Genomic DNA, 22,392 nt, shown 5'->3' with positions numbered 1-22,392 from the left:
GACTAACTATACTCCTGTAGTACACACTTTACCTACACATACCACTTCCGCTGCGCCTCATACATCGTCCGGTACTCCCCCTCCATGCTCATTAGCTGCTCATGCGTGCCGTCCTGTACGATCCTTCCGTCCTTCATCACGAGGATTCGATCGGCCAGCTTCACAGAGCCTAAACGGTGGGAAACCAGAACTGCGGTTTTATCCCGGCACAGGGCGGCGAAATCGTTGTACAGACGGGTCTCCTCCAGCGGATCGATGGCCGCCGTAGGTTCATCCAGAATCATCAGGTCGCTGTCCCGGAACAATCCGCGCGCAATCGCTACACGCTGCCACTGGCCGCCGGATAGATCTGTGCCGCCGAACTCCCGTCCCAGCATCGTATTCAGCCCTTCCTTAACCCCTTCACCGGATAAAAGCACCCCGGCCTCCTCACACGTGAATACTACTGCGGCATCATCTCTTGGTTTGGAATATTGGCTGATCCACACATTCTCCCGTAAGGTCTCATTATACTTGCGATAGTGCTGGAAAATAGCCGACGTTCGCTCATAGCTAGTCCGCGAAGCCTCCACGTTCCCGTACCACACTTCCCCTTCCGTAGGCGGATATAATCCCATAATGATGCGGCACAGCGTGGTCTTCCCGCTTCCATTCTCGCCTACAATCGCCAGCGTCTGCTTGTTCGGAATGATCAGGTCGATCTCCTCAACTGCATTTCGGGTTGCCAACGGATAGCGGAACCGGACACCTTGTAGCTCAATATCACTGTCTGCGGGCCTTGGCAGGTTATTAGTCGCATGAACAGGTTCGTCGATGAAATCCAGAAAATTCTCCGTAGACCCGATATTCTCCGTAGCCCAGGCGATTCTCTCGGTGATCAGCTTGTTCATGAACCGGTATAGACTGCCAATCGAAGCCAGCACCGCTGCAAAAGCTCCAATCGAAATCTCCTGCCTCATCACAGACACAAACAGCATATACACGATCAGGCCGTAGCCCATAACCGTCACTACATTCAGTATGAGCTGAACAAGATGCTTGCAGAGCTGCGTCCGAAGTACAATAGCGTTCAACCGTTGCAGGGCAGAGGTATACAGATTCTCGAAAAATGCAGTAGCTCCCAGCAGCCGGGTCTCTGAGAGATACGCTTTGTCCGTCAAGCACTGTTCGTAGTAGTCACTTTCCCGCCGGATCGGGGCAGATGCCGACTCCAGATTCTTGAATGCTGACATCAGCACCAATTGAGAGAGCATCACCGGAACGAATACGACGACGATACTTAGCGCAAGCACTGGCTTGAGCGTGAACAGATACCACCCGATGAACACGAAATAAGTCGTATAGTAGAACAGGATGTCCAGTAAAGTTGTTCCGATCCAGATCAGCTTGCCGCTCCCGTTCACAGCCTTGTGGATATAATCCAGCCGCTTCTTGTCCTCGAATTCAGAGACCTGTAACGAATCTACTCTCTTAAAAATCATCTGATTCAGGTGCTTGCCCACGCTTAGCCCGTAAATCTCCTCATAACAGTTCCCGAGTCCGTCCATGACATGATAGAACAGATACATAAGCGCCAGTGCGCCCAAGGAAAAGAGAACCATTTTGAAGTCTATTCGATCTGTAGCATAGGCAGCAGCCGCATCCAGAAATCTCTGCATAAATAACACCTGCAGCACCCAGGAGACCGCCTGGAGCAAGGCAATTCCGATGTACGTATAGGACCTCCCGGGATTCACCTGGAATAAAAGCCGCAGGCATCTGACCCCGTTCCTCAGGAACCCCTGCCCCTGTATTCTATCCATGCTGCACCTTACTCTCTGCCTCATACCACGACTTCTGGCTGGCGAACATTTTCCGGTAGATCCCATCCGGGATTTCCAGCAATTGCTCATGGGATCCCTGCTCCGCAATCCGCCCGCTACGTACCACCAGGATCTCATCCGAGATTCTCGCAGCGCCCAGCCTGTGGGTGATGTAGATAGTGAACCGGTCTGCGCGGATGCTGCTGAACATTTCATATAGCCGGCTCTCTTCGATGGGGTCCAGGGCAGCCGTAGGCTCGTCCATAATATGGATAGCTGAGCTGGAGTACAACAGTCTGGCTATCGCCAACCGTTGCCACTGTCCGCCGGAGAGGTCCAGGCTGTTCTCTTTGATTTTGCCGACGTAAGTATCGAGACCGTATTCCAGCCCCTGGACCATTCCGCCCAGATTCATCTTGCTTATGCTGTGGCGGATTCGCTCTTCATCCTTCTTCAAGATATTCCCCAACCGGACATTATCTTGGATCGTCAGCGCGTACCTGGCGTAATTCTGGAAGACTACCCCGATGATGCTTTTCAGCTCCGGGTAGCTGTATTCCCGCAGATTCTTCTTATTAATGAAGATTTCGCCCTCATAGTTATCGTACATCCCGGTAAGCAGTTTGATCAGGGTGGACTTACCGGCCCCGTTCTCACCGACAATGGCATAGCTCTTCCCGCTAACCATGGTGAACGAGCATTGATTCAATATGTATCTCTCCGTATCCGGGTAGCGGAAGCTCACCTGCCTGAATTCCAGCGATTGAAAGACAAAGCCGCCCAACTCCACAGGTAGAGCAGCGGCATCCTTCTTCTCACTGAGTCCGGCAAAAGCAGAGAAGTCCTGCAGATACTCCTTCATCCGCGCATGCTCCTGCATCGTCTCGGCTAACTGCCAGGACATCCTCTGCACAAGGCTGAAGATCGCGGTCACCAGCGAGATGTACAGGCCAATGGATAGCTCGCCCAAGTGCAGCGCTGGTAACAGCAAGCCCACAATAATGATGCCGATCAGCAGGGCGATGATCGAGCCGCTTTTCAGATGAATGAAGCTTCGGATCTGTATCTTCTTCTCCACCGCGTACGTCTGATCATACAGCTTGCCGTACCGATCCCTGAGCGCCGGACCATACCCGAATAACGTGCGTTCCTCCGCATCCTCCCGGCTAGTCAAAATATGCGCCAGTTCTGCACTCCTCCTCCGTATCCGCTGCGCATCCATCCCCAGCACATAATTCGCCTTGCCCGTCTTCATGGCAATATAGAACAAAGGCACCGCAACCAGCACAATCACAATCCCTGTAATGAACGTGGACGACATCACAATCACAAGCAGCGAAGCGGTCCCAATCAGCAGATTCAGTCCACTCATCATATTGTTGAACCCGCTCATGAAATGACCCACCGGATCTCCGCACACCCTATGGATTAACTCCGAAGTCTCTTTATTCTCAATATGCTGGTACGCAAGCCGCGCCCGCTTGAGCACCATCTCCCGCTTTAGCCGCACATTCAGCCGATTGCGCCCCGTCAGCTCAACCAGCTGCATCAGGCTGGGAAGCAGATGAGTAACGATCACATAACCCATAATCAGCGCAAGCGGCCTGTAGATTAACGAATACTCCGCCCGGCCATTCACAATATGGGTCGCCGTATTAATGAAATAAGCCATCACCAGCGTCTGATACGCAGGCATCAAGGCATCCACCAGCATATACCCCACCGCCGCCACCGTCTGCACTGGAATCACCCGAAGCGGAATTCCGATCAGATCGAATACAGTATATTTTCTTGAAGTAAGCATAATATCTCCTTGTTAGAATGAATTATAGTAGAGACGAATCACAATAGGAAAGACTCGCAAAGCGTGCCCTAATTCATAGTATCATTTCCATCCGGGAGGAATAACCTGTCAGATTATAGGGGTTGGGTGAGGGAAAATAAAAATGACTGTGCCGGGGTGGGCAGCAGTCATTTTATTAGAGCCGAGTATGCTATTCCCGCTAGGGCTGAATACTTACCTTTGTCGCGTACCACTTCCCGGCTTTCAATTTCAGCGTTAGCTGAACAGGTTCTTTGAATGCAAAATTATCATCTTCATATTTCTGAGTTACATATACTTTTGACCCTGCGAAGTAATGCAGCGGCAATACAAAACCGATCTGATGAGCGCTTGAATTATACTCAAAACCATCAGATGTCATCCCACGTTCAACAGGATTTATTTTGCTGTATACCGAAGGACTCATGTAATTCATATCAGCGTCCTTCTTCATCGCTTCTTCTAATATGATCTTGGTATCATGCGATATCCATGCACCAAACGAGATGTAGGCAATAACAAATAGAAGAATGAATGAAAGGATTAAGTTTCTTTTTTCATTGGTACCTCCGTTAAAAATTGATGTTGAAAGATTCAGAAAACAATTCCATCGTTCTGTAGAGTATACTACGTGGATTTAACAGTTTATATCTTTTATTGTTAAACACAAAGTACTTACCGATGAAGGAGATGAGCAAGTGGAAAGTATCCTAGAGAGCCTGTATCACGGCAACTTACATCCCGATGAAAATATCATCCCAGATGACCCACAGTACTCTATTTTAAGAAAAAGAGTATCTGACATCATAGAGCTTTGGAAGGACCGCCACTCAGCGGAAGAATTCGACGAGTTAGAAGCGCTGTTAGACTTATACGGTCAAACTCACGGCATGGAGTTAGCATCAAGTTTCAAGTACGGCTTCCGCCTTGGGGCAGGGATTATGGTTGAGATTTTAACCGTGGAGGAGGAGCTTGGTAGTAGGTTAATTAGTGTGGGTGATAAGACTTAGTAATAAACAGAATGAATTCTGCGTGTTTCATAGCTATTGCAATGTTCTGATGAATTTTAATCCCTTCCTATGGCGTAAATTCGGGGAGTTAGAAGAGATTGAGCCAGCGAATGTTATAAAAATCGATCAGATTGTGGAATATGAATGGGACTTTTAAATATTCCAGTAGACCTGAAAAAAGCAACTCCTTTATCGTGAGCTGCTTTTCAGTAATATCATTGTGTATATTTTTCCAGTACACTTTTCTTCAGTTCGCTATATTGATCATTCGTAGCTTGCATTGTTTTTTCTGCCATATCCGCTCCGGACAATTCAAATTTACCTTGTTCCAGAGAATTAACCCAATATGCACCCTGTTTTTCATTCCACTTTAGAAATAAAACATATTCATTACCTTCTTGCATTAATGTGTAATCTTCATAATTCATTCTAATTTTACCTTCTTTACCTTCAATCACATAGGAAGGTTCGAAGGTTACAAGCTCTGAACCGATTTCCTGTTTTGGTGAATCTTTATATAACTGGACTACTTTAACCTTAGTTTCTGTTCTGCCAGTTGGCCCCCAATCAAAGTTTTCAATGACATTTTTGCTCTCACCAGTTGCAATGACTCTAACTACAGCATCTGATTGAGATTCTGCATTATCGGCATTTATGAAAATTATATGGTCAGCTTCGATTTTATCTGTACTTACTACAGATAGAGCCAATTTTTTAGCGGTTAAATCAACTTTGCTTTGAACATTCTTACTTATTACAGTAGGATTGTTCTGATTATCTTCAGAAGAGCTAGTTGAATATGAGACTATTCCTATCCCGATTGCTAAGGAAGCAACGGTTGTCCATAACATAGTTTTCTTCATGCTTACCACCCCCATTTTGTTCTTACGTGAGCTAAATCAGTACTTGTAGGTGAAGTTAGATAATATGCACCTGATTTAATACAATGGTCACCAGAGTGTGCAGGTGCATTCTCAAAGTGATTTGTTGCTTGCCCCACCTGATATAGAACCTATTTTAATGTGGGCGGTTCCCGTATCAGCGCTTGCCGTTGCTGCCATTAACGATATTGCGACAATCATTGATTTAACGATGTTCTTCCTCCTTTAATTTTTTGTTGAAAATTACAGACCTACTATATAGACGCACAAATAATCTAAATGTATCCAAATTTATATCATTTTTCTCATTTTTTTGTAAAGCTAAGCCTCCCTGTACCTTCCCTGCCAGATCGTATTGAACTTGAAAACCCAACAGTTCGAATTATATTTGCGGATGTATTTTTGCCTCCATATTAGGACGTGGCGGCTAATAAATCCTTCACAAAAAATTGTACTATCCCAAAATAGATGAGCGATGCTGGGAATGCAGCAGGATGTTTTCGGACTGAACGCCCGGCTCTTTTAAATCTTGCAATACTGCAATAACACACCCCCATCAATCCACCACCAACACCCGCGGCGAAGCACTCTGAATAGACTTAGATGCCGCCCAACACCCCAATCCTGCGGCAATGACACTCAGGGGAATCATCGCAGTGATACCTCCCCCGTTCATGATCAGCGGAACTTTAACAATCCCGTAGTCGGCCAGGATCACGTTAAGCAGCGGCGGGAGACCTAATAAACCTAGAGGAATCCCTACCAGCGCACCGATCCCCGATACGACCAGGATGCCGGTGGTTTCCGACAGTCGGATCTGGCGGGAGGTCATGCCGATGGACTTGTAAATGCCGTAGGTACGGCTCTCTTTCTTCATGTTAATCCGGCAGATGCTGTAGATGATCACGAACGTAATGACGATAAACATCAGCGCCATAACGGACATTGGCAGAACGATGATTTTGATCGCCTGCGAGAATACCTCATCCACTAACGAAGCCTGACTGGCGATCCCAAGTACACTGCCGTACCGCTCTTGCAATTCATTCACGAATGAATCGGTTGAAGTCCCCTCATGCAGATTCATGAAAGTGGTGTTCATCGCACTTCCATAGCCCGGATTACTAGTTCTGATGACGTCGGCGGTAATCCGCCCCGAATTAGACATGTTCGCGATTGCCTGGTAGATCCCGGTGACGGTCAGCGTATGTTTTTCCCCTTCAATATAAATATCCGTTGTATCGCCTGCTTGGATACCTAGCGTTCTGGCAACATTCACACCAACCGAGATTTCATTGGCAGACACAGGGTTCTGTCCCTCCACATTCACATAGCCTATTTCATCATAGCTCCCATCCGCCACCGTCAGTAAGATCCCCATCGTATCCTGCTTCATGGCAGCCCCATCCTTCTGGGGAACCGGCACAACCGCATTGGCATCCCCGTACCGCGAGTAATCCTTCACCCTTGGATCAGAGAGGACTTCTTCTTGCAGCTGTTTAAAAGTCATTTTAGCCGGATTATCGATTCTTATGGACAGATCGGCTGAATCATATCCCCACTTGGCAATGGTTCCATGGATGGAAGCAATGCTGTATATGAACAGAAATCCGAAGACGAGTACAGCGGTGGACAACGCCGAGATCAGCACAATCAGCAGCGAACCCCGGATATTTTTGGTGACGCTTCTTAGCCCGATAATCATCGAGGTGGGAAGAGCGCCCAGCTGCAGAAGCTTTCTTTTCCATGTTCCATTGCCCACGGATTGGTGGGAGTACTCCTTCTCAGACATGCCGTAACGAACAGCTTGGGCCGGCTCCACATGACGCGCCTTATTCGCGAACAGCAGGGCCGAGAGAAGAATAACCACAACGACAGCCGCGCCAGTCCACAGACCTGTACCTGAGAATACATCGTTCATCCCTGCTGATCCTGTATTGAGATAAGCCATGGAACTGGCAACAATGGTACCGGAGAGAAGATTGCTGACCAGAATCCCCGGAATGACCGATACGAGCGCCAGGAAGGTATATTGTGCAACATAAGCCATAACGACTTTACGGGAAGATAATCCGACAGATTTGATAATCCCAATCGTTCGGTAGTTAGAGAGGATAGCATCGGCAATCGTGAATCCCAAGGTGTACAAGGCTACACAGATCATGACAGCAGCCAGAAAAATCATCACGAAGCTAATCACCTGATTCGCTATCATATAATAGGAAGACAAGCTCTCGAAGTCTTTAACAGACTCCAGGTAGGGGGTCCCGAGAGACTGCTCGAATCTATCCCAGTAGGTCCTATGTTGGCTGTAATCCTCAAATCTTAGTCCGGTCATATACTTATCGCCGCCTGGCAGCAGGGTCATATGCGTGTTATAATCCTCATGATTCAGCCAGATTCTCCCGCTTGTAGCAAAAGGCGAACAGTAGGAAATATCCACAACGACGGCCGCAACGTTCAACCGGATGGTCCCTTCATCTGTCTTGAACTCAACCGAATCGCCCACATGAATATCATTGGGATAAGCCAGCGAGGTGGGAATCCAGGCGGTCCCTGCTTCCGGTGTGCTATGTTCTTCGCCCTCCACGAACTGCAGCCTGTCCACGGGAAAAGGTCCTGTTGGCGCATCCATCATGAACAAGTCAACATTGGGGATCTCTTTCCCGGCGTGAGACATACTGGACAGATAGCGGTAGCGCATCAAATCCGAAGCCGTTACCCCTGACTGCTCCTCCCACCATGTATGTACCTGGACCGGATCGTGGATGCCATTCTCCAGCTGCAATATTTGATGCACGCCACGGGACTGGTCATGCATACTCCCATACATCCGGTTGGTGTTGTTGAGAACGGACACGGCGGTCGAGAGGAGCAGAGCTGCCAGCATGATGATGATCGCAATGAAGCTGTTTTGCACTTTTTTATGCTTCAGATTCGTCCAGCATAGTTTCCATACCGCATACATCCGCTACCTCTCCTCCCCTGACATGAACATGAAAATTTGGTTTTCTCTCGCTTTCAACTGATCCGGTGCGTATTTGCCAAGCTCCAGAATCCCGTCGATCGTGCCATCTTTGACCAGGATTAACCGGTCCGCTCTGCACGCAGCCTGGATATCATGCGTCACCATAACGATCGATTGATCATTCTGGTTCATCTCCGTCAACAGATCCAGAATCACTGCGCCCTGCTCCTGGCTTAATGCCCCTGTAGGCTCATCCGCAAAAATCACCTCCGGCGAATTGATGAGCGCCCTGGCAATCGCCGCTCTCTGCTGTTGTCCTCCAGATACCTGAGACGGCAGGCGTCCGGCTTGTGCCCCGATCCCCATCTGGTGCAGCAGGCTTAATGCCTGCTCGTTCACCCCGCTTTTGCTGCGGCCAGCCACGTACCCCGGGAAAGCCACATTCTCCAGCAAAGTGAAATCAGGAACCAGATTGATCGATTGATACACATAGCCGATTTTGTTGGACCGGAAATCCGTAAGCTCTTTCTCTGTGTATGCATCGATTCGCTGTCCCTTGAACATCACTTCTCCGGAAGTAATCCCGTCCAGACCGCTGAGGAGGTAGAGCAGCGTAGACTTCCCCGAGCCCGAACTGCCCATAATCACCGTAAAGTCACCTTGGTATACTTCAAGATTAATGCTTTTGGCTGCGAGAAATTGTTCATTGCCTGAGGAGTATACTTTGCATAAATCAACAGTCTTGATTAGAACCTCTTTGCTAGGATTTTTGGTTATCACCCAAGGCCGCCTCCTAAAATCATCCTATTCTTCTTCCTGACCTTCGCCTTATTGCTGTTACTGTTCGATCTTAAGATTACCAGTGTCTGAAATCAGCTTGACGAGTGGCCCGCCCTCACCGATATAACCATCCTTATAACCCGGCAGCGTCACCTGTACGGTTCCAGAATCCGCAGAGAATTGAGTGCGGAGTGCCTTAGGCGCTTCAACTGTCTGGATGGTGATATCTCCAGTATCTGAGGTAGCATGGATATCTTGACGGATGCGCTCAAGCGAGGCCGTGATTTCACCAGTATCCGTCTCCGCATGAATGATCCCCTCCTCTATATCCAGCTTGATAGAACCCGTGTCGCTTATCGCCCGATATTCCTTTGCCAGGATGGGGCCTATGTCAATATTTCCGGTGTCTGTCACAACCTTCAGCTGCTCTAGTTGGATCTCAGGAATCCCTACCGTGAGCTTAAGGTCCGTATAGATGTCAAAAAAGCGGAACTGGTTATCCTGAACAACCTTAATGCTGGTTTGTCCCCCATCCTGAGTGATGTCCAGCTTGTAATCCTTCATTAATGCCTTTGTCGTCTTTCCACCCAAGGTAGCCTTGATTTCATCTCCCTGAATGGGAACCACATCAATTGTCCCCGTCTCTGTTTGAATAAGAACGCTGGTGGTCTGGTCCATCCGGACAGGTTGTTCAATCGATAGCTCATACACATTGAAGGGTGAATTGCCTAACAGATACAGTACTACATTCCCTATGACTCCGGCAGCAATCAGGAGCAGGGCAAGTCTGGTTAGGTTCCGGGATCTATGCTTCAAAAGAGGTCACATCCTTTTTGATGACTGTCAGATTATATTTCAGGTACCGGATCACAAGATGGTAATACAGCCGGGTGAGCTTGAATGTTCCAATGGCAACTAGCAGTCCCCCGCCAACCATGCCCAGCATCAGAAATATGCTATTGATAGACAGCGTAACTGACTGATACTGAAGAATTAAAAGAATCGGAGAAATAAGCAAGCAAATGGCAAAGACGAATACTCCGGCAATCACAGTTAGTGAGGTGACAAAGGGCAGCAGAACAATAAATAAGTTGAATAATCCTAAGCTTACCGTGCCCATAACCGCTTTCGTTACACTTAAGAGCGTTGGGAATTTGTCCGCTTTTTCAATCTGTGACTGGGTCAGTAATTCACGGGCGATCAACCGGGGATGGCCCAGCTTGGAGATCACCTCTGCTTCCGACCGCCCGCTTAATTGGGCACACTCGAAATGCTCCCTGAATTCCCCCATAAGTTCAGCACACTCCTCAGGAGGAAGCAGCTTCAGATACCGTGCCAACTCACCCAGATAGGCCTCTTTATTCACTCCGATCCACCCCCAATAATCTCCTGCACTCCTATGGCAAAAGCATTCCACTCCTCAATCATCCCGCTCATGACTCTCCTTCCCTCATCGGTAATCTTATAGTACTTCCGGGGCGGCCCCTCACCCGATTCAGATAAATAGGTGGAAAATAACCCTTCCGCAGCCAGTCTTCTTAATAACGGATAGATGGTGCCCTCGGCTATGGCGAATTTGTGCGAGATCTGTTCCACCAGCTCATATCCGTAACGGTCTTTCTGTGAGGTTAAAACAAGAACACAAAGCTCCAGCACACCCTTCTTGAACTGAACATTCATTACTCATCACCACGCTTTATTTAGTACTGTGCAATACACAGTAGTTACTAATACAAAGATTACCATCCACTACTGTTTAATGCAAGGTAGTTGGAGATAATAGTTATGATTGCGTTCATATCTATTCTCATCATTTATCTCTCGTTACAATGGGCTTAATTCATTATGAATTTTTTAAGCTATAGGCATATGCCGTGATGGATATAGGTTATAGTCCATAGACTGTTGACGAGATAGTATTTGAGGAGGTTTACCCATGGAAACGAATTATCAACAAGTTGCCTGGAATTGTATGAATAAATATGTTGGTATGACTACAAGCGATGGTCAGTCTCACGACGGGTTTGTTGCTCATATCGATCAGAACTATATTACACTTGCCATTCCCACCAATGAAATGGTGGGTCAGATGAACGGAATGCCTGCTAACGCAACAACCTACAGACAATTCGGATACTATCCGGGTTTCTACCCGCGCCGCCGCTTTTATCCAAGACCGATCCCCTTTGGTGCCATTACAGCTTTGTACTTGCTTCCATTTTTTATTTAATAATGATTAGGGAATTCGTTATTGCATGGGCATCCGCCCAGTTCTTTATGTGGGCATTAGCATAGGATGATGTATAACCATTCGGGAGGTAACAAAGTGCTGAATAATCAAATATATCCAATGCAGCAACAAATGCCGCAAGCAATCATGGTATATCCTATTGATCCCTACGTAGTCGAAACCTTAATGTCTGTAAAAGGTAAACAGGTAGTGCTCGAAACCACTCGCGGAGGGATTAGCGGCTGCTTAGTGGAAGTTAAGCCAGACCACGTTGTATTGGATACCAGGGGCCGGAAGTTTTTCGTACGAATCTGCGAGATTGTCTGGATTATGCCAGAATAGATTTTTGTGAAGGAGCTACGATAGTAGAGATCCCCTCAGTGTTACCCTAGCTGGGCGAGGAAGGCAGCCGACTTGTGATCAGACATGCGCTTGAGGCAGGAATCAACTTCTTCGATACCGCTAATTTGTATTCGCACGGAACCAGCGAGGAAAGCGTCAGCAGGAGAACTTGGCAGTTCGCCAAGGCTCTGCATCTCCAGAAACAGAACAACCCCGTCGTTGCCGCCCCAATCGTAGGAGCGCTCAAAACCAGTCATATTGACGATGCCGTCAAGGCCCTCTCGATCAAGCTATCCGACGACGAAGCTGCAAGGCTCGAAGCTGCTTACACCCCTCGTATCGACGTAAATGTGAGAAATTCCGACCCGAAATCGATTGCCCGCATGGCCGCAACCGTTGGGCATGAGGTTGTGCTTCCGGGTGGGGGGAAGTGAATTGAACGGAGCAAGAGGCCCATGCGGGGTTGCATGGGCCTCTTGCTCCGGTGTCTTTAATTAGGGGTCCTGACCCTTGAAGACCGATCCGCTTACATTCAAGAAGCTTGCGTCGCATACAATCGAGCATAAATGCCGCCGCTACGCAGCAGTTCCTCATGCGTACCCATCTCGGCAATCTCTGTGCCCTCCAGCACGACGATCTGGTCGGCATGACGGACCGTCGATAGGCGATGGGCAATCACCAGTGTTGTGCGATCCTTCGATATTTCGTCCAGCGCCTGCTGGATCTCTTGCTCGATCTTGGTATCCAGCGCCGATGTCGCTTCATCCAGAATGAGAATCGGTGCATTGCGAAGAATTGCCCGTGCGATCGAAATCCGCTGCTTCTGCCCTCCGGACAGTCTCACACCGCGTTCACCAATCACCGTATCGTAGCCTTGCTCCATCTGTGCTATGAAATCATGCGCTTTCGCCGCCTTCGCTGCGGCCATCACATCTTTCCCGGTCGCATCCGCCCATCCATAAGCGATATTATCATACACCGTGCCGTCAAACAGGAAGGTATCCTGCAGCACCATCGAGATATTGTCACGCAGGCTGGAGAGCGTCACATCACGAATGTCGATGCCATCCACTTGAATTGAACCGGTCTGCGGGTCGTAGAACCGGTTAACGAGACTGGCCAATGTCGTCTTTCCTACACCGGTTGTACCTACAAGCGCCACCGTCTTTCCAGGCTCAATAGTCAGGTTCAGCCCTTCTAGTACAGGAGCACCATCCGGATATACGAATGTGACATTCTGAAAGGATATCTGTCCTTGTATACGCGGCAAATGGACTGCATTTCGCTTCTCCTGTATGTCTTCCTCCTCTTCCAGCACATCATATACCCGTTTAAGACCAGCGGCGGCTCGCCCGGACATTTCCACTAAGCTGGAAAAGGACTTTACCGGTTGATAGAACATACCCAGGTAGGCGATGAATCCAATGATATCAGCAATACTTACCTCGCCTGTTGCCATCAATCTGCCGCCTAGTATCACGACAAGCACGGTACCCAGCGCGGTCACAAATGCCAACAACGGCACAGAGGTCTCATAGAACAGACTGGCACGCAAATAGGTCTTCGTATGTTTCATAGCCAGACGGGAAACGTTGCCCCGCTCCTCCTCCTGCCGATTGAAAATTTGGATTTCCTTCATGCCCGACAGGTTCTCCTGCACCTTGCCAGCAATCTCTCCCCGCGCCTTGGAATTCTCTCCCCATAGCGGTGACAATCGTTTGCTTTGCCATACCGTGATCGCAAGCAGCAACGGAATTGTGATCAGACTGATCAGTGCCAGCTTCACATTGATCGTCAAGAGCAGGATGCCTACTCCGATAAAAGTCAGCCCGTTGATGATAAAGTCAGGAATGGCATGGGCAATGTAAATTTCCGCTTCCATCGCATCATTCACAACGCGCCCGGTCAGGTCACCCGTCCGGCTTCGATGGAAATAGCGCAGGCTCATTTGCTGATATTTGCTATATAATCTTGTTCTTAAATCTGCCACATAATGAAGTGCCGCATAATGGTTCATATAGCCGGCCAGTGATGTTCCGATGGCTTGCAGACAGGTGGCTCCAAGCAGCAACAGACCAATCTTCAGCGCTTCCGCGGCAAACCGGCTGCTGCCTTCGGTCGCCAATTGTGTCAACGAGCGGAGCGCCCAGGGCAAATAAAACCCGGCAATCGTGGCCATCACGATACCGGCAAATCCAATGCCTAACTGCAGCCAGTATTTCCGTGCGCCCATCAGGACACGCCATGCGGTTCTCATGTGGCAATCGACTCCTTCTGTTCCTCAGCTTGCAGGAATCCTTGATCTGCTGCTTGGTCTCTACGCTTATCACGCAATAGCTCGTACGTCACATACACCGGCCGCCCTGTTCGCGGTTCCAGCATAATCTCGGCATCAATAGCAAACACCTCACGCAGCGTCTGCACCGTCATTACACGCTCTGGCGAGCCATGCTCCACCACCTGGCCCTCACGAATCGCCACCATATAGTCGGAGAAGCGTGCTGCCAGATTCAGGTCATGCAGCACCATCACAATCGTCACCTGCTGACTGCGATTCAGTTCATAGAGCAGTTCCAGCACTTCGAGCTGATGCGCCAGGTCCAGATAGGTGGTGGGTTCATCCAGCAGGATCAGATCGGTCTGCTGGGTGAGCGCCATCGCAATCCATACGCGCTGACGCTGACCGCCGGAGAGCGTATCGACCTCACGATGCTCAAACGCTGTAAGCTGTGTAACCGATAGCGCCCAGGTGACTACTTGCTTATCCTCTTTGGAGAGCTTGCCGAAACCCCGTTGATGAGGAAAACGCCCATAGGCGACTAATTGGCCGACCGTTAAGCCGCTCGGTGCGGTTGGCGTCTGCGGCAGAATCGCCATCTGCTTGGCGACTTCCCTGGTGGACAGTGTGCGGATATCGGCACCATTCAGATAGACCGTACCATTATTCGGCTTGAGCAGCCGGCCGACTGCCTTGAGTACGGTTGATTTGCCGCATCCATTGGGACCAATAATCGAGGTGATCTGTCCACGCGGAATCTGCAAATCCAGTTCTTTGACGATAAGTGTGTCATTATAGGCAATATCAATTTGCTCTGCTGTAATACTTTCCATGACGTCCTCCTAATTGGCCTTCGCTAGTAGATAAAGAAAGTACGGAACACTGATGACCGTAATGACGATTCCCGTCGGCACATCTCCCCCCAGGTTAACCGTGCGCGTAATCGTGTCAGCCAGCACCACGACTAATCCGCCGGTCAGGCTGGCAGCCGGAATGAGTAATTTGTGATCAGGCCCGACCAGTTTCCTTGCCATATGCGGAGCGATCAAGCCAACGAAGAAGAAGCTCCCGCCAACAGCTACACTGCCAGAGGATAAAGCAACAGCAGCGATCGACAACCCCAAAAACTGCCGCTTCACGGAAAGTCCCAGCCCTTCTGCCGTCTGATAGCCCAGATGGAGGGTGTTCAGCATCCGGGACTTGTAGAAAATATAGCCGATTATAATCAAGACCCATGGTGCCAGTACGGCAATATAGCGCCAATCAGCGCCCCACAAGCTCCCCGCCAGCCAATTCAGCATGAAGTCCATCTGCGAATCATCCAGCTTGAGTGTCAGAAAGGTGGTCAGCGCCCCATACCCGCTTCCGAGTGCGACCCCGGTTAAGATCAGACCGATTGGCGAGAGGTTTCGCCCACGGTGATACGATAATAAGAAGATCAATCCCGCCGCCAGCAGGCCGCCAACAAAGGCCAGTAGCGGCAGGGCAATGAAGGAACTTTTTCCTGCCGATGCGATGAATACTACGAAGAACAGGACAAACAAACCCGATCCTGAACTAATCCCCAGTGTCCCCGGACTAGCCATGTCATTGCGCAGCAAGCTCTGCATCACGACCCCAGCCGTGCCCATTCCCAGACCTACCAAGATCGACAGTACGATTCGTGGCATTCGAAAATCGAACAGGATCAGATTTTGCTTACCGGTGCCGTTACCAAGGAGGACATTCAGCACTTCTAGCGGTGAAAGATTCATCTTGCCGGAATTCATGCTAATGACAGCAAACATAAGGATAAGCACCATAAGCACTACATTGACGAGGATACCCCGTTGCACCGTATAACGTTGCTTGATCATTCGAATTCCCTCCTTTGCCTGCGGGCCAGGAAGAGAAAGTACGGCACACCAATGATCGAAAAGATAATGCCAATCGGTGTTTCGAACGGCCTATTGATTAAACGGCCAGCCAGATCGGCCGATACGGTCAGCAACGCACCATATAGCGCAGCAGCCGGAATAATGTACCTGTAGTCGACACCGACCATGTATCGTACAATATGCGGGGTAATCAGACCCACAAAACCGATTGGGCCAACCACGACAACAGCCAATCCAGTCAGCACGAGCACGATAATCGTCGATAGCCCCTTGACCAGTCCACTGCGAATACCGAGTCCACTTGCCACATCATCTCCCAGACTAAGCAGTGTAACAGAAGGAGCCAGCGCCAACGCCAGCAGTACACCACCAACAAATAGAGGGGAGATAATCAGTAATTCCTCCCACTTGGCCCCGGCTGTACTGCCTGCGGTCCAGAATGCCAAGGCCCGGCCCAGGTTGTAATTGATCGCCAAATACTGACTGAGTGCGCCAAACAGCATGGAGATGGACAGTCCTGCCAGCACCAGCCGCTGAGGTGTCATCCCGCGCTTGCCCAGTGACGCAATGAAGTATGTGATCCCGGTCGCAAGTGCTGCTCCCAGACAAGCAAACAGCATCATCTGCCCATACGAATACCCCGGTAGAAAGGCCAGGCACAGCGCAATCGCGAATGCTGCCCCGGAGCTGATCCCCATCAGCCCGGAGTCGGCCAGCGGATTACGCGTTGTCCCCTGCATGATCGCACCACAAACCGCAAGGCTACATCCGACGATCAGATCGGCTACGGTACGCGGAAGACGTAGGGTTTGAATAATTTGATGTTCAGTGAGCGTTGGATCAAATCGGAAAATAGCCTCCCATGCAGTCGCTAACCTCATGTCAGCGGCACCAAAGCTAATCGACGCCGCTGACATGAGAACCGTTAATCCAAGCCCTACCACCATGTACATGGTGAAGTTCACCGCCCCACGGCGATTTTGTTCAGGCTTGTTTTTCATCGTATTTCCAGATCCCCTTATTTAGCTAATGCCAGCAATTGATTAACAATATGATCAATCAACGCACTGGAAGTCATTATATCCGTGGACCAAGATAGCGATGAACCCACCGTTACAATCCGGTTATGTTGCACAGCAGGTAGTGATTTCCAAACCGCATGATCAGCAGGAACTTCCGTATCTCCTAAGGCGATCAAATAATCCCCCATGTAAGCGGGCAAGACCTCCATAGATATCTGTCCCCAATATTTATCTGCGTCAATAATATCAGATTGGACTTTTGACGGTGCCTTCATTTGAAGTTGATTATACACAAGCTCGCCAACCGCATGCTTGGCTCCAGCGATGGAGTTCGTTTTATCACCGAATTCTCCCATCGTAATCGTCACTTCTGCAAGGCCGGCATTCTTAAGGGATAGCTTCGCTTCTTCGATTTTATTAGCATAAGCACTCAAAACAGCCTCAGCCTCTTTCGGCTTATTCAGAACATTGCCAATAAAATGGATCCGCTCTTCTGTAGTCATATCACCATAAGGGACATAAATGGTCGGGGCAATTTTGGATAAATCCTCATAATTCTCTTCGCCCCATGCTAATATGATCAGATCAGGCTCAAGAGCCATGACATCTTCCGGCTCCATCTTTATGTTAATTGAATCTTTAATCTCGTTAGAATACACCGCCTCTGTCTCGCCCTTTGTCGCTCTCGCCACACCAAGAGGAGTTACACCCAAAGCTACCACATCACCAACCAGATAATCGACTACAACACGCTGAGGGTTGCCAGGCACCTCAACATCGCCCTTTACTGTAGATATCGTTCTGGTCTGCGAGACTGCTTCTGAAGCCTTCGTCCCCTGTACTTCCGGTTGTGTCGTCTGCCCGGTCTCCACAGGCGCATTCACCGTTCCCCTATTATTCGCTGGCGTCCCCGACGTACATGCCGTCAGCAACAGCATCAGGCTCATCGCCGCCACAAAGATCATTTCTTTACTTCGTACTTGTCCAAACATGCTTGATTCCCCATCTCTATAAGACTTGACTAGACTCGCCAGTTCCCTCTCATTGTAATGAAGATGAGAATCATTATCAATACCATCAACCTGCATGGATGGTGCGTTTATTTTCCGGTAATCACTCGGCGTCATCTTGTAATACTTCTTAAACATCCGAAACAGGTTCTTCTCATCAGCAAATCCAGATCCTGTTGCTATCTCTTTAATGGTTGCCTCTGTATACTTCAAGTCATGACAGGCAGCTTCAATCCTTCTCTGAATGAGGTACTCCTGTAAGCTCATCCCTTCCTTCTTTTTGAACAACCGCGTTAATTGCCCGCCACTGATCCCAAACATAGCGGCAATATCCTGGAACATAATCGGCTCCCGGTAATGTTTATCAAGATATATTTTGGCAGAACTGGCTGGAAAGGGCTGGAGATAGCGAATCTCGCCACCCTCAAAATCTCTGTACACCCTATGAATCAATTGATATAGAAAACTCTTGGCCTGAAGCTGATCCATCGCCTTGCCGCGGTTCCAGTCATTCAACATTTGTTGAAACCAATCGAGCAGCAAGATAGGATTACTTGGTGTATACCCAAACTGTTGAACAAATGGATTGACTTGCTCCAGTAATTGCTGCAGGTGCTTCTTGTAGAAAAGAGGGGATTCCGCTTTATAAAAGACCATAAAGGTCTTCACACTCTCCCTTTTAGGCCAAATACTGAGCAGGCTCCCCTTCCCGCCATGAACTAGACCGAAGCGTTCCATTCCAAATGTGGTTTCATTCAGTTGAATTTGCGCTTCCCCTCCACAGGCATAGATAAACATGCTGCTAGGCATTTTATACTGCTCCAAAGGGTAGGCGTACGCTATATTCTGAAAGCGTACATCTATTAATGTAATGATCGAACGTGTCCAAATGCGGGCCATCGTATCGATCATCTCTGGTGTAAATATCTGTCTAGCTTCTGCTTCTTCTTGCATCAATCCGCGCTCCCTCATCTCACTTGTCCCAATTGATATACCGATCATAAAATGATTTTGATTATCATTATCATAATACTCAAGGTAAGTATATCATCATTAAGTGACATTGGGGGAGCAGACAACGGACGTTATGCTTTGGATTCCAAAGCATCTCAGGTAGCTCTGGCGAATTGTTACAAAAGAAATATCCATTTTGTCTACAAATATCCAAATGTTTAAATTGATCGTAATTTGTATTACTGGTAATGTTTGGAGAGAAAGGAGGACATTCTGTTTGTTTTTTGTAAGCGTTTAACTAAATAATGAATGAAATGAAGGAGGATTACTCGAATGCATGTGAATGAATGGAAAAGAGCCAAAACAACCTTTATTCTGTTTCTGTCCCTTCTGTTGATTGTTCTGTCCTATGGAGGATCTGCTTCCAAGAGCTATGCCGCTCCGCTCAGTCTCCTTAACGGGATTCAGTTCAAGGATACTTCAGGCAATCCGGTTAATGCGCATGGCGGTGGAATGATCAAGTCTGGCAGCTATTATTATTGGGTTGGGGAGAACCGGGATGGAACGAACTATGTATCACTTTACCGTTCAACAGACCTGAAGAACTGGGAATTCCGCGCGAATATACTATCCAAGAGCAGCGCTTCAGAGCTTGCAACCGCCAATATCGAACGCCCCAAGCTTCTTTATAATGCGGCAACCGGAAAATATGTGCTATGGGCGCATAAAGAAAACGGGATAGATTACGGAGAAGCAAAAGTCGCTGTTGCCTCAGCCTCCAATATCGAAGGTCCATATACGTATCAAGGCAGCTTCAGGCCTCTTGACTACGATTCCCGTGATATGACGGTATATAACGATAACGGCACCGCTTATCTGATATCAGCCACAAGGGTGAATGCCGATCTTAACATTTATCGTCTGACTCCGGATTTTCTGGGCGTGGAATCGCTGGTCCAGACCCTGTGGGCAGGCTCATACCGTGAAGCTCCTGCTATGTTCAAGCGGGGCTCCACCTACTTCCTGATCACTTCCGGCGCAACAGGCTGGACTCCTAACCAGCAGAAATACGCAACCGCTTCCAGCATAAGCGGAACCTGGAGCGCCCTCGCCAATTTCGGAGATTCACGCGCTTCCGAGTCACAAGCCGCCTATATCATTCCTGTTGAGGGAAGCTCATCCACGTCCTATCTATATATGGGTGACCGCTGGGCCGGAGCCTGGGAGCGTCCCGCCAATGAATCCAAATACGTATGGCTGCCGTTGACATTCCCTTCATCGACCACCCTCTCCATGTCATGGTACCCGCAGCTTAACATCGACAGTGCAGCAGGAACGGTCACAGGAACTCCTTTCACGGTAGACAGCAGCCTCACGTATGAGCTGATTAACCGCAAAAGCGAAAAGGCTTTGAACATTAGAGCGAGTGCAACAGCAAACGGTGCAGATGCCGAACAATGGACCGATACTAACTTACCGAGTGAACGTTGGACGCTGCTCGACGCTGGCGACGGGTACTATAAGCTTAAGAATACCAACAGCGGATTGATTCTTGGCCCTGAGAATGGCACTACGACCGATGGAACAGTCATCGAACAGTGGTCAGACGGGGGTTGGTCCAGCCAGCATTGGCAGTTGATTGATGCGGGCGGCGGCTTCTTCAAGCTGAAGAACCGCGCTACCGGCAAATTGATAGACGTCTCCTCCGGCGCACTCACCGACAGTGCCAATGTGATTCAATGGAGTGACAACAACGGCTTGAATCAACAATGGCAAATCGTCGTGGCCAACTAATAAATGGTGCTGCTTCCTTCTCCAAGCGTTGTGGTCACTATGATTGATCATGTGGTAGCGTTCACGGAGCGTCCATTCAAGTCCACACCTTGATCTTTCTCAAAAAAGGAGGCGTCACAGAAGCCATTACATGGCTTTTGGGACAGCCTCTTCTTTTGGAAAAGCCTTCTGTGGACTCGCTGTTACTGCTTTATCTTTTTGCTCTGCCCCAGAAAATTCTGTTTGCGCCCAGAGATCAGGCTGGCGGCTAACCCAAAGCCGTAGACTACCACTCCGAATCCATAAGCCACTCCGTAGCCACCGAGATGATCAATCATCCACCCTGTCATTCCCGGACCCAGCATTTGACCTACCGCATAGAATATTGAGATAAATCCGATGGCAGTTGGAACGTACCGGGGATTGACTTGTTTCGCAGCCTTCAGCTGAATTAATGTAACCAGACCACCGATACTGGAGCCCCAAAGTACTGATGATAAGACGAACCCCGGAATACTGTGATTCAGAAGCGGGATGATATCCCCTGCCGCCGCGCAAGCCCAAACCAGTATAAACATCCGGTTTACACCAAATCGGTCGGACAGACTGCCCCAGACAGGGCCGCCTGCAATGCTGAAGATGCCAGCTATGGCGTACACCAGACCGGCAGCGCGGTCCGAAATCCCTTCAGCCAGCATATAACCAGATTGATATAGATTGGGGACAAGATATGCTATACCCACTAGAAAATAGAGTACAGCCACCTGCATCAATGCTTTATTTTTTAACCACTTCGGTTTGTCTGTCTCCTTCACGCTCCCTACAATCTCGGGGTTTCTCAGGATCAATAAAGCCGCGATCAGCACAACAAGTGAGATGATACCGAACCCTAACCAGACCGCACGCCAGCCTAGAACGGGGAATTGAGCGATTAGTAAGGGTACTAAAAATCCGCTTAACAGCATCCCGATACCTGCACCACTTAGCAACATCCCGAGGACGATTCCCTTCTTGTCCGGGAACTGGCCCAGCATGAGGGACATGAGCGGAGTGAATACCAGTGCACTGCCCCCTCCGGCCAGGAACATGAACAGAGCCACCCAAATGAACGAATATGATCCGGAAAGGCCAAACATGCTGATGACAACAGCACCGCCTCCTGCCATAAGAACAGCTTTGCTACCCCAGCGGACAGCGAGTATACCCGATAACCCGACCGAAGCCAGGTAGCCTAGAAACATGAACGTGCCAAGCATCCCTCCCTGTGAAATTGACAATCCGAGTCCGGCCTGCATATAAGGCAACACTAGCCCATAGGCCATTCGCGCAAACCCTGTCGTGGTCACAATCATCAACATCCCGGTCAGTACAAACGGCCAGAAAGATGGAAGAGAAGCTGAATTGAAATTGGAATCAGAACTGTATTTCGAGCGCATCTAGTCACTCTCCCTTCTATGATAAAAGTAAAAACAACTATTCCTTTATTATGTTTTTTTCTGACGGCACCCTCTACCCCAAGGTGGATTAAAATCCCCGTTTCACGGAGTCCATGAGATTCTCTGCAATTTAACCATCCGATTTCATGAAAAAGCCCTTCAGTGGGTTCTGAAGGGCTTTTTCTATGCCAGGCAAGTTCAGTTGCT

At 48.9% G+C, this 22,392-nt stretch carries 19 protein-coding genes and 1 pseudogene; 5 read left to right on the top strand and 15 right to left on the bottom strand.

Annotated features, from left to right (window positions below; all coding sequences use genetic code 11):
* Positions 1 to 32 precede the first annotated feature (32 nt).
* The 3 genes from MHH78_RS11420 to MHH78_RS11410 form a co-directional block, all read right to left on the bottom strand.
* The gene (locus MHH78_RS11420) at positions 33 to 1,802 is read right to left on the bottom strand and encodes an ABC transporter ATP-binding protein (RefSeq protein ID WP_341167461.1); all 1,770 of its coding nucleotides are present in this window, start codon (positions 1,800 to 1,802) and stop codon (positions 33 to 35) included.
* On the bottom strand, positions 1,795 to 3,606 hold the full coding sequence (locus MHH78_RS11415; protein WP_341167460.1) for an ABC transporter ATP-binding protein: 1,812 nt from the start codon (positions 3,604 to 3,606) through the stop codon (positions 1,795 to 1,797). The genes MHH78_RS11420 and MHH78_RS11415 overlap by 8 nt, the downstream gene beginning before the upstream one ends.
* A 199-nt stretch (positions 3,607 to 3,805) precedes the next feature.
* Positions 3,806 to 4,060, bottom strand: a complete 255-nt coding sequence (locus MHH78_RS11410; protein ID WP_341167459.1) for a hypothetical protein — start codon at positions 4,058 to 4,060, stop codon at positions 3,806 to 3,808.
* A gap of 262 nt (positions 4,061 to 4,322) precedes the next feature.
* Between MHH78_RS11410 and MHH78_RS11405 the strand changes: the two genes are divergently transcribed.
* Entirely contained in the window at positions 4,323 to 4,634 is a 312-nt protein-coding gene (locus tag MHH78_RS11405) for a DUF6809 family protein (protein WP_341167458.1), read from the top strand.
* Positions 4,635 to 4,849: 215 nt separating this feature from the next.
* Here MHH78_RS11405 and MHH78_RS11400 read toward each other — a convergent pair whose 3' ends face one another.
* From MHH78_RS11400 to MHH78_RS11375, 6 genes are all read right to left on the bottom strand, one after another.
* Positions 4,850 to 5,497, bottom strand: a complete 648-nt coding sequence (locus MHH78_RS11400; RefSeq protein ID WP_341167457.1) for a hypothetical protein — start codon at positions 5,495 to 5,497, stop codon at positions 4,850 to 4,852.
* A 574-nt stretch (positions 5,498 to 6,071) separates the two neighbouring features.
* Positions 6,072 to 8,483, bottom strand: a complete 2,412-nt coding sequence (locus MHH78_RS11395) for an ABC transporter permease (RefSeq protein WP_341167456.1) — start codon at positions 8,481 to 8,483, stop codon at positions 6,072 to 6,074.
* A 3-nt stretch (positions 8,484 to 8,486) separates the two neighbouring features.
* Positions 8,487 to 9,263 carry an ABC transporter ATP-binding protein gene (locus MHH78_RS11390; RefSeq protein WP_076076120.1) on the bottom strand — a complete coding sequence of 259 codons (777 nt, stop codon included), beginning with the start codon at positions 9,261 to 9,263 and terminating at the stop codon, positions 8,487 to 8,489.
* 57 nt (positions 9,264 to 9,320) lie between these two features.
* The gene (locus MHH78_RS11385) at positions 9,321 to 10,079 is read right to left on the bottom strand and encodes a DUF4097 family beta strand repeat-containing protein (protein ID WP_076076117.1); all 759 of its coding nucleotides are present in this window, start codon (positions 10,077 to 10,079) and stop codon (positions 9,321 to 9,323) included.
* Complete coding sequence (locus tag MHH78_RS11380) at positions 10,069 to 10,629, bottom strand: HAAS signaling domain-containing protein (RefSeq protein ID WP_076076115.1); 561 nt, start codon at positions 10,627 to 10,629, stop codon at positions 10,069 to 10,071. Before MHH78_RS11380 ends, MHH78_RS11385 begins: the two co-directional genes overlap by 11 nt.
* On the bottom strand, positions 10,626 to 10,943 hold the full coding sequence (locus MHH78_RS11375; RefSeq protein ID WP_076076112.1) for a PadR family transcriptional regulator: 318 nt from the start codon (positions 10,941 to 10,943) through the stop codon (positions 10,626 to 10,628). The genes MHH78_RS11380 and MHH78_RS11375 overlap by 4 nt, the downstream gene beginning before the upstream one ends.
* A 256-nt stretch (positions 10,944 to 11,199) precedes the next feature.
* Here MHH78_RS11375 and MHH78_RS11370 point away from each other — a divergent pair, with 256 nt between their 5' ends.
* The 3 genes and pseudogenes from MHH78_RS11370 to MHH78_RS11360 all read left to right on the top strand — a co-directional run.
* Positions 11,200 to 11,493 carry a phosphatidylinositol kinase gene (locus MHH78_RS11370; protein WP_341167455.1) on the top strand — a complete coding sequence of 98 codons (294 nt, stop codon included), beginning with the start codon at positions 11,200 to 11,202 and terminating at the stop codon, positions 11,491 to 11,493.
* 120 nt (positions 11,494 to 11,613) lie between these two features.
* Positions 11,614 to 11,835 (top strand): DUF2642 domain-containing protein, encoded by a 222-nt coding sequence (locus tag MHH78_RS11365; RefSeq protein WP_341170308.1) that lies wholly within the window; start codon positions 11,614 to 11,616, stop codon positions 11,833 to 11,835.
* Positions 11,836 to 11,885: 50 nt separating this feature from the next.
* Positions 11,886 to 12,000: pseudogene (locus tag MHH78_RS11360) on the top strand (aldo/keto reductase); the annotation flags it as partial.
* A gap of 367 nt (positions 12,001 to 12,367) precedes the next feature.
* Here MHH78_RS11360 and MHH78_RS11355 read toward each other — a convergent pair.
* Genes MHH78_RS11355 through MHH78_RS11335 form a run of 5 tightly spaced genes read right to left on the bottom strand, consistent with a single transcriptional unit; the run spans position 12,368 to position 18,976 of the window.
* Positions 12,368 to 14,092, bottom strand: a complete 1,725-nt coding sequence (locus tag MHH78_RS11355) for an ABC transporter ATP-binding protein (protein ID WP_341167454.1) — start codon at positions 14,090 to 14,092, stop codon at positions 12,368 to 12,370.
* The gene (locus MHH78_RS11350; RefSeq protein WP_340752397.1) at positions 14,089 to 14,946 is read right to left on the bottom strand and encodes an ABC transporter ATP-binding protein; all 858 of its coding nucleotides are present in this window, start codon (positions 14,944 to 14,946) and stop codon (positions 14,089 to 14,091) included. Before MHH78_RS11350 ends, MHH78_RS11355 begins: the two co-directional genes overlap by 4 nt.
* Positions 14,947 to 14,955: 9 nt before the next feature.
* Complete coding sequence (locus MHH78_RS11345; RefSeq protein WP_341167453.1) at positions 14,956 to 15,969, bottom strand: FecCD family ABC transporter permease; 1,014 nt, start codon at positions 15,967 to 15,969, stop codon at positions 14,956 to 14,958.
* Positions 15,966 to 16,991 (bottom strand): FecCD family ABC transporter permease, encoded by a 1,026-nt coding sequence (locus tag MHH78_RS11340; RefSeq protein WP_076076095.1) that lies wholly within the window; start codon positions 16,989 to 16,991, stop codon positions 15,966 to 15,968. Before MHH78_RS11340 ends, MHH78_RS11345 begins: the two co-directional genes overlap by 4 nt.
* Positions 16,992 to 17,008: 17 nt before the next feature.
* Positions 17,009 to 18,976: an AraC family transcriptional regulator gene (locus tag MHH78_RS11335; RefSeq protein ID WP_341167452.1), complete on the bottom strand. Its 1,968-nt coding sequence runs from the start codon at positions 18,974 to 18,976 to the stop codon at positions 17,009 to 17,011.
* 333 nt (positions 18,977 to 19,309) lie between these two features.
* On the opposite strand from MHH78_RS11335, the gene MHH78_RS11330 reads away from it, so the two are divergent.
* Complete coding sequence (locus MHH78_RS11330) at positions 19,310 to 20,770, top strand: RICIN domain-containing protein (protein ID WP_341167451.1); 1,461 nt, start codon at positions 19,310 to 19,312, stop codon at positions 20,768 to 20,770.
* 182 nt (positions 20,771 to 20,952) lie between these two features.
* On the opposite strand, the gene MHH78_RS11325 is transcribed toward MHH78_RS11330, so the two are convergent.
* Complete coding sequence (locus MHH78_RS11325; protein ID WP_341167450.1) at positions 20,953 to 22,185, bottom strand: YbfB/YjiJ family MFS transporter; 1,233 nt, start codon at positions 22,183 to 22,185, stop codon at positions 20,953 to 20,955.
* Between the last annotated feature and the right edge of the window lie 207 nt (positions 22,186 to 22,392).

The sequence above is a fragment of the Paenibacillus sp. FSL H3-0333 genome (assembly GCF_038002805.1).
Lineage (GTDB): Bacteria > Bacillota > Bacilli > Paenibacillales > Paenibacillaceae > Paenibacillus_AQ > Paenibacillus_AQ silagei.
The sequence above is the reverse complement of the archived record's forward strand: the minus strand, read 5'-3'. Positions and strand labels throughout refer to the sequence as shown.

Excerpts from the sequence above, each read along its gene's own strand:
- MHH78_RS11420 (WP_341167461.1), bottom strand. The coding sequence starts at position 1,802 with ATGGATAGAATACAGGGGCAGGGGTTCCTGAGGAACGGGGTCAGATGC.
- MHH78_RS11415 (WP_341167460.1), bottom strand. The coding sequence starts at position 3,606 with ATGCTTACTTCAAGAAAATATACTGTATTCGATCTGATCGGAATTCCG.
- MHH78_RS11410 (WP_341167459.1), bottom strand. The coding sequence starts at position 4,060 with ATGAATTACATGAGTCCTTCGGTATACAGCAAAATAAATCCTGTTGAA.
- MHH78_RS11400 (WP_341167457.1), bottom strand. The coding sequence starts at position 5,497 with ATGAAGAAAACTATGTTATGGACAACCGTTGCTTCCTTAGCAATCGGG.
- MHH78_RS11395 (WP_341167456.1), bottom strand. The coding sequence starts at position 8,483 with ATGTATGCGGTATGGAAACTATGCTGGACGAATCTGAAGCATAAAAAA.
- MHH78_RS11375 (WP_076076112.1), bottom strand. The coding sequence starts at position 10,943 with ATGAATGTTCAGTTCAAGAAGGGTGTGCTGGAGCTTTGTGTTCTTGTT.
- MHH78_RS11370 (WP_341167455.1), top strand. The coding sequence starts at position 11,200 with ATGGAAACGAATTATCAACAAGTTGCCTGGAATTGTATGAATAAATAT.
- MHH78_RS11365 (WP_341170308.1), top strand. The coding sequence starts at position 11,614 with ATGCAGCAACAAATGCCGCAAGCAATCATGGTATATCCTATTGATCCC.
- MHH78_RS11355 (WP_341167454.1), bottom strand. The coding sequence starts at position 14,092 with ATGAGAACCGCATGGCGTGTCCTGATGGGCGCACGGAAATACTGGCTG.
- MHH78_RS11350 (WP_340752397.1), bottom strand. The coding sequence starts at position 14,946 with ATGGAAAGTATTACAGCAGAGCAAATTGATATTGCCTATAATGACACA.
- MHH78_RS11345 (WP_341167453.1), bottom strand. The coding sequence starts at position 15,969 with ATGATCAAGCAACGTTATACGGTGCAACGGGGTATCCTCGTCAATGTA.
- MHH78_RS11340 (WP_076076095.1), bottom strand. The coding sequence starts at position 16,991 with ATGAAAAACAAGCCTGAACAAAATCGCCGTGGGGCGGTGAACTTCACC.
- MHH78_RS11335 (WP_341167452.1), bottom strand. The coding sequence starts at position 18,976 with ATGCAAGAAGAAGCAGAAGCTAGACAGATATTTACACCAGAGATGATC.
- MHH78_RS11330 (WP_341167451.1), top strand. The coding sequence starts at position 19,310 with ATGCATGTGAATGAATGGAAAAGAGCCAAAACAACCTTTATTCTGTTT.
- MHH78_RS11325 (WP_341167450.1), bottom strand. The coding sequence starts at position 22,185 with ATGCGCTCGAAATACAGTTCTGATTCCAATTTCAATTCAGCTTCTCTT.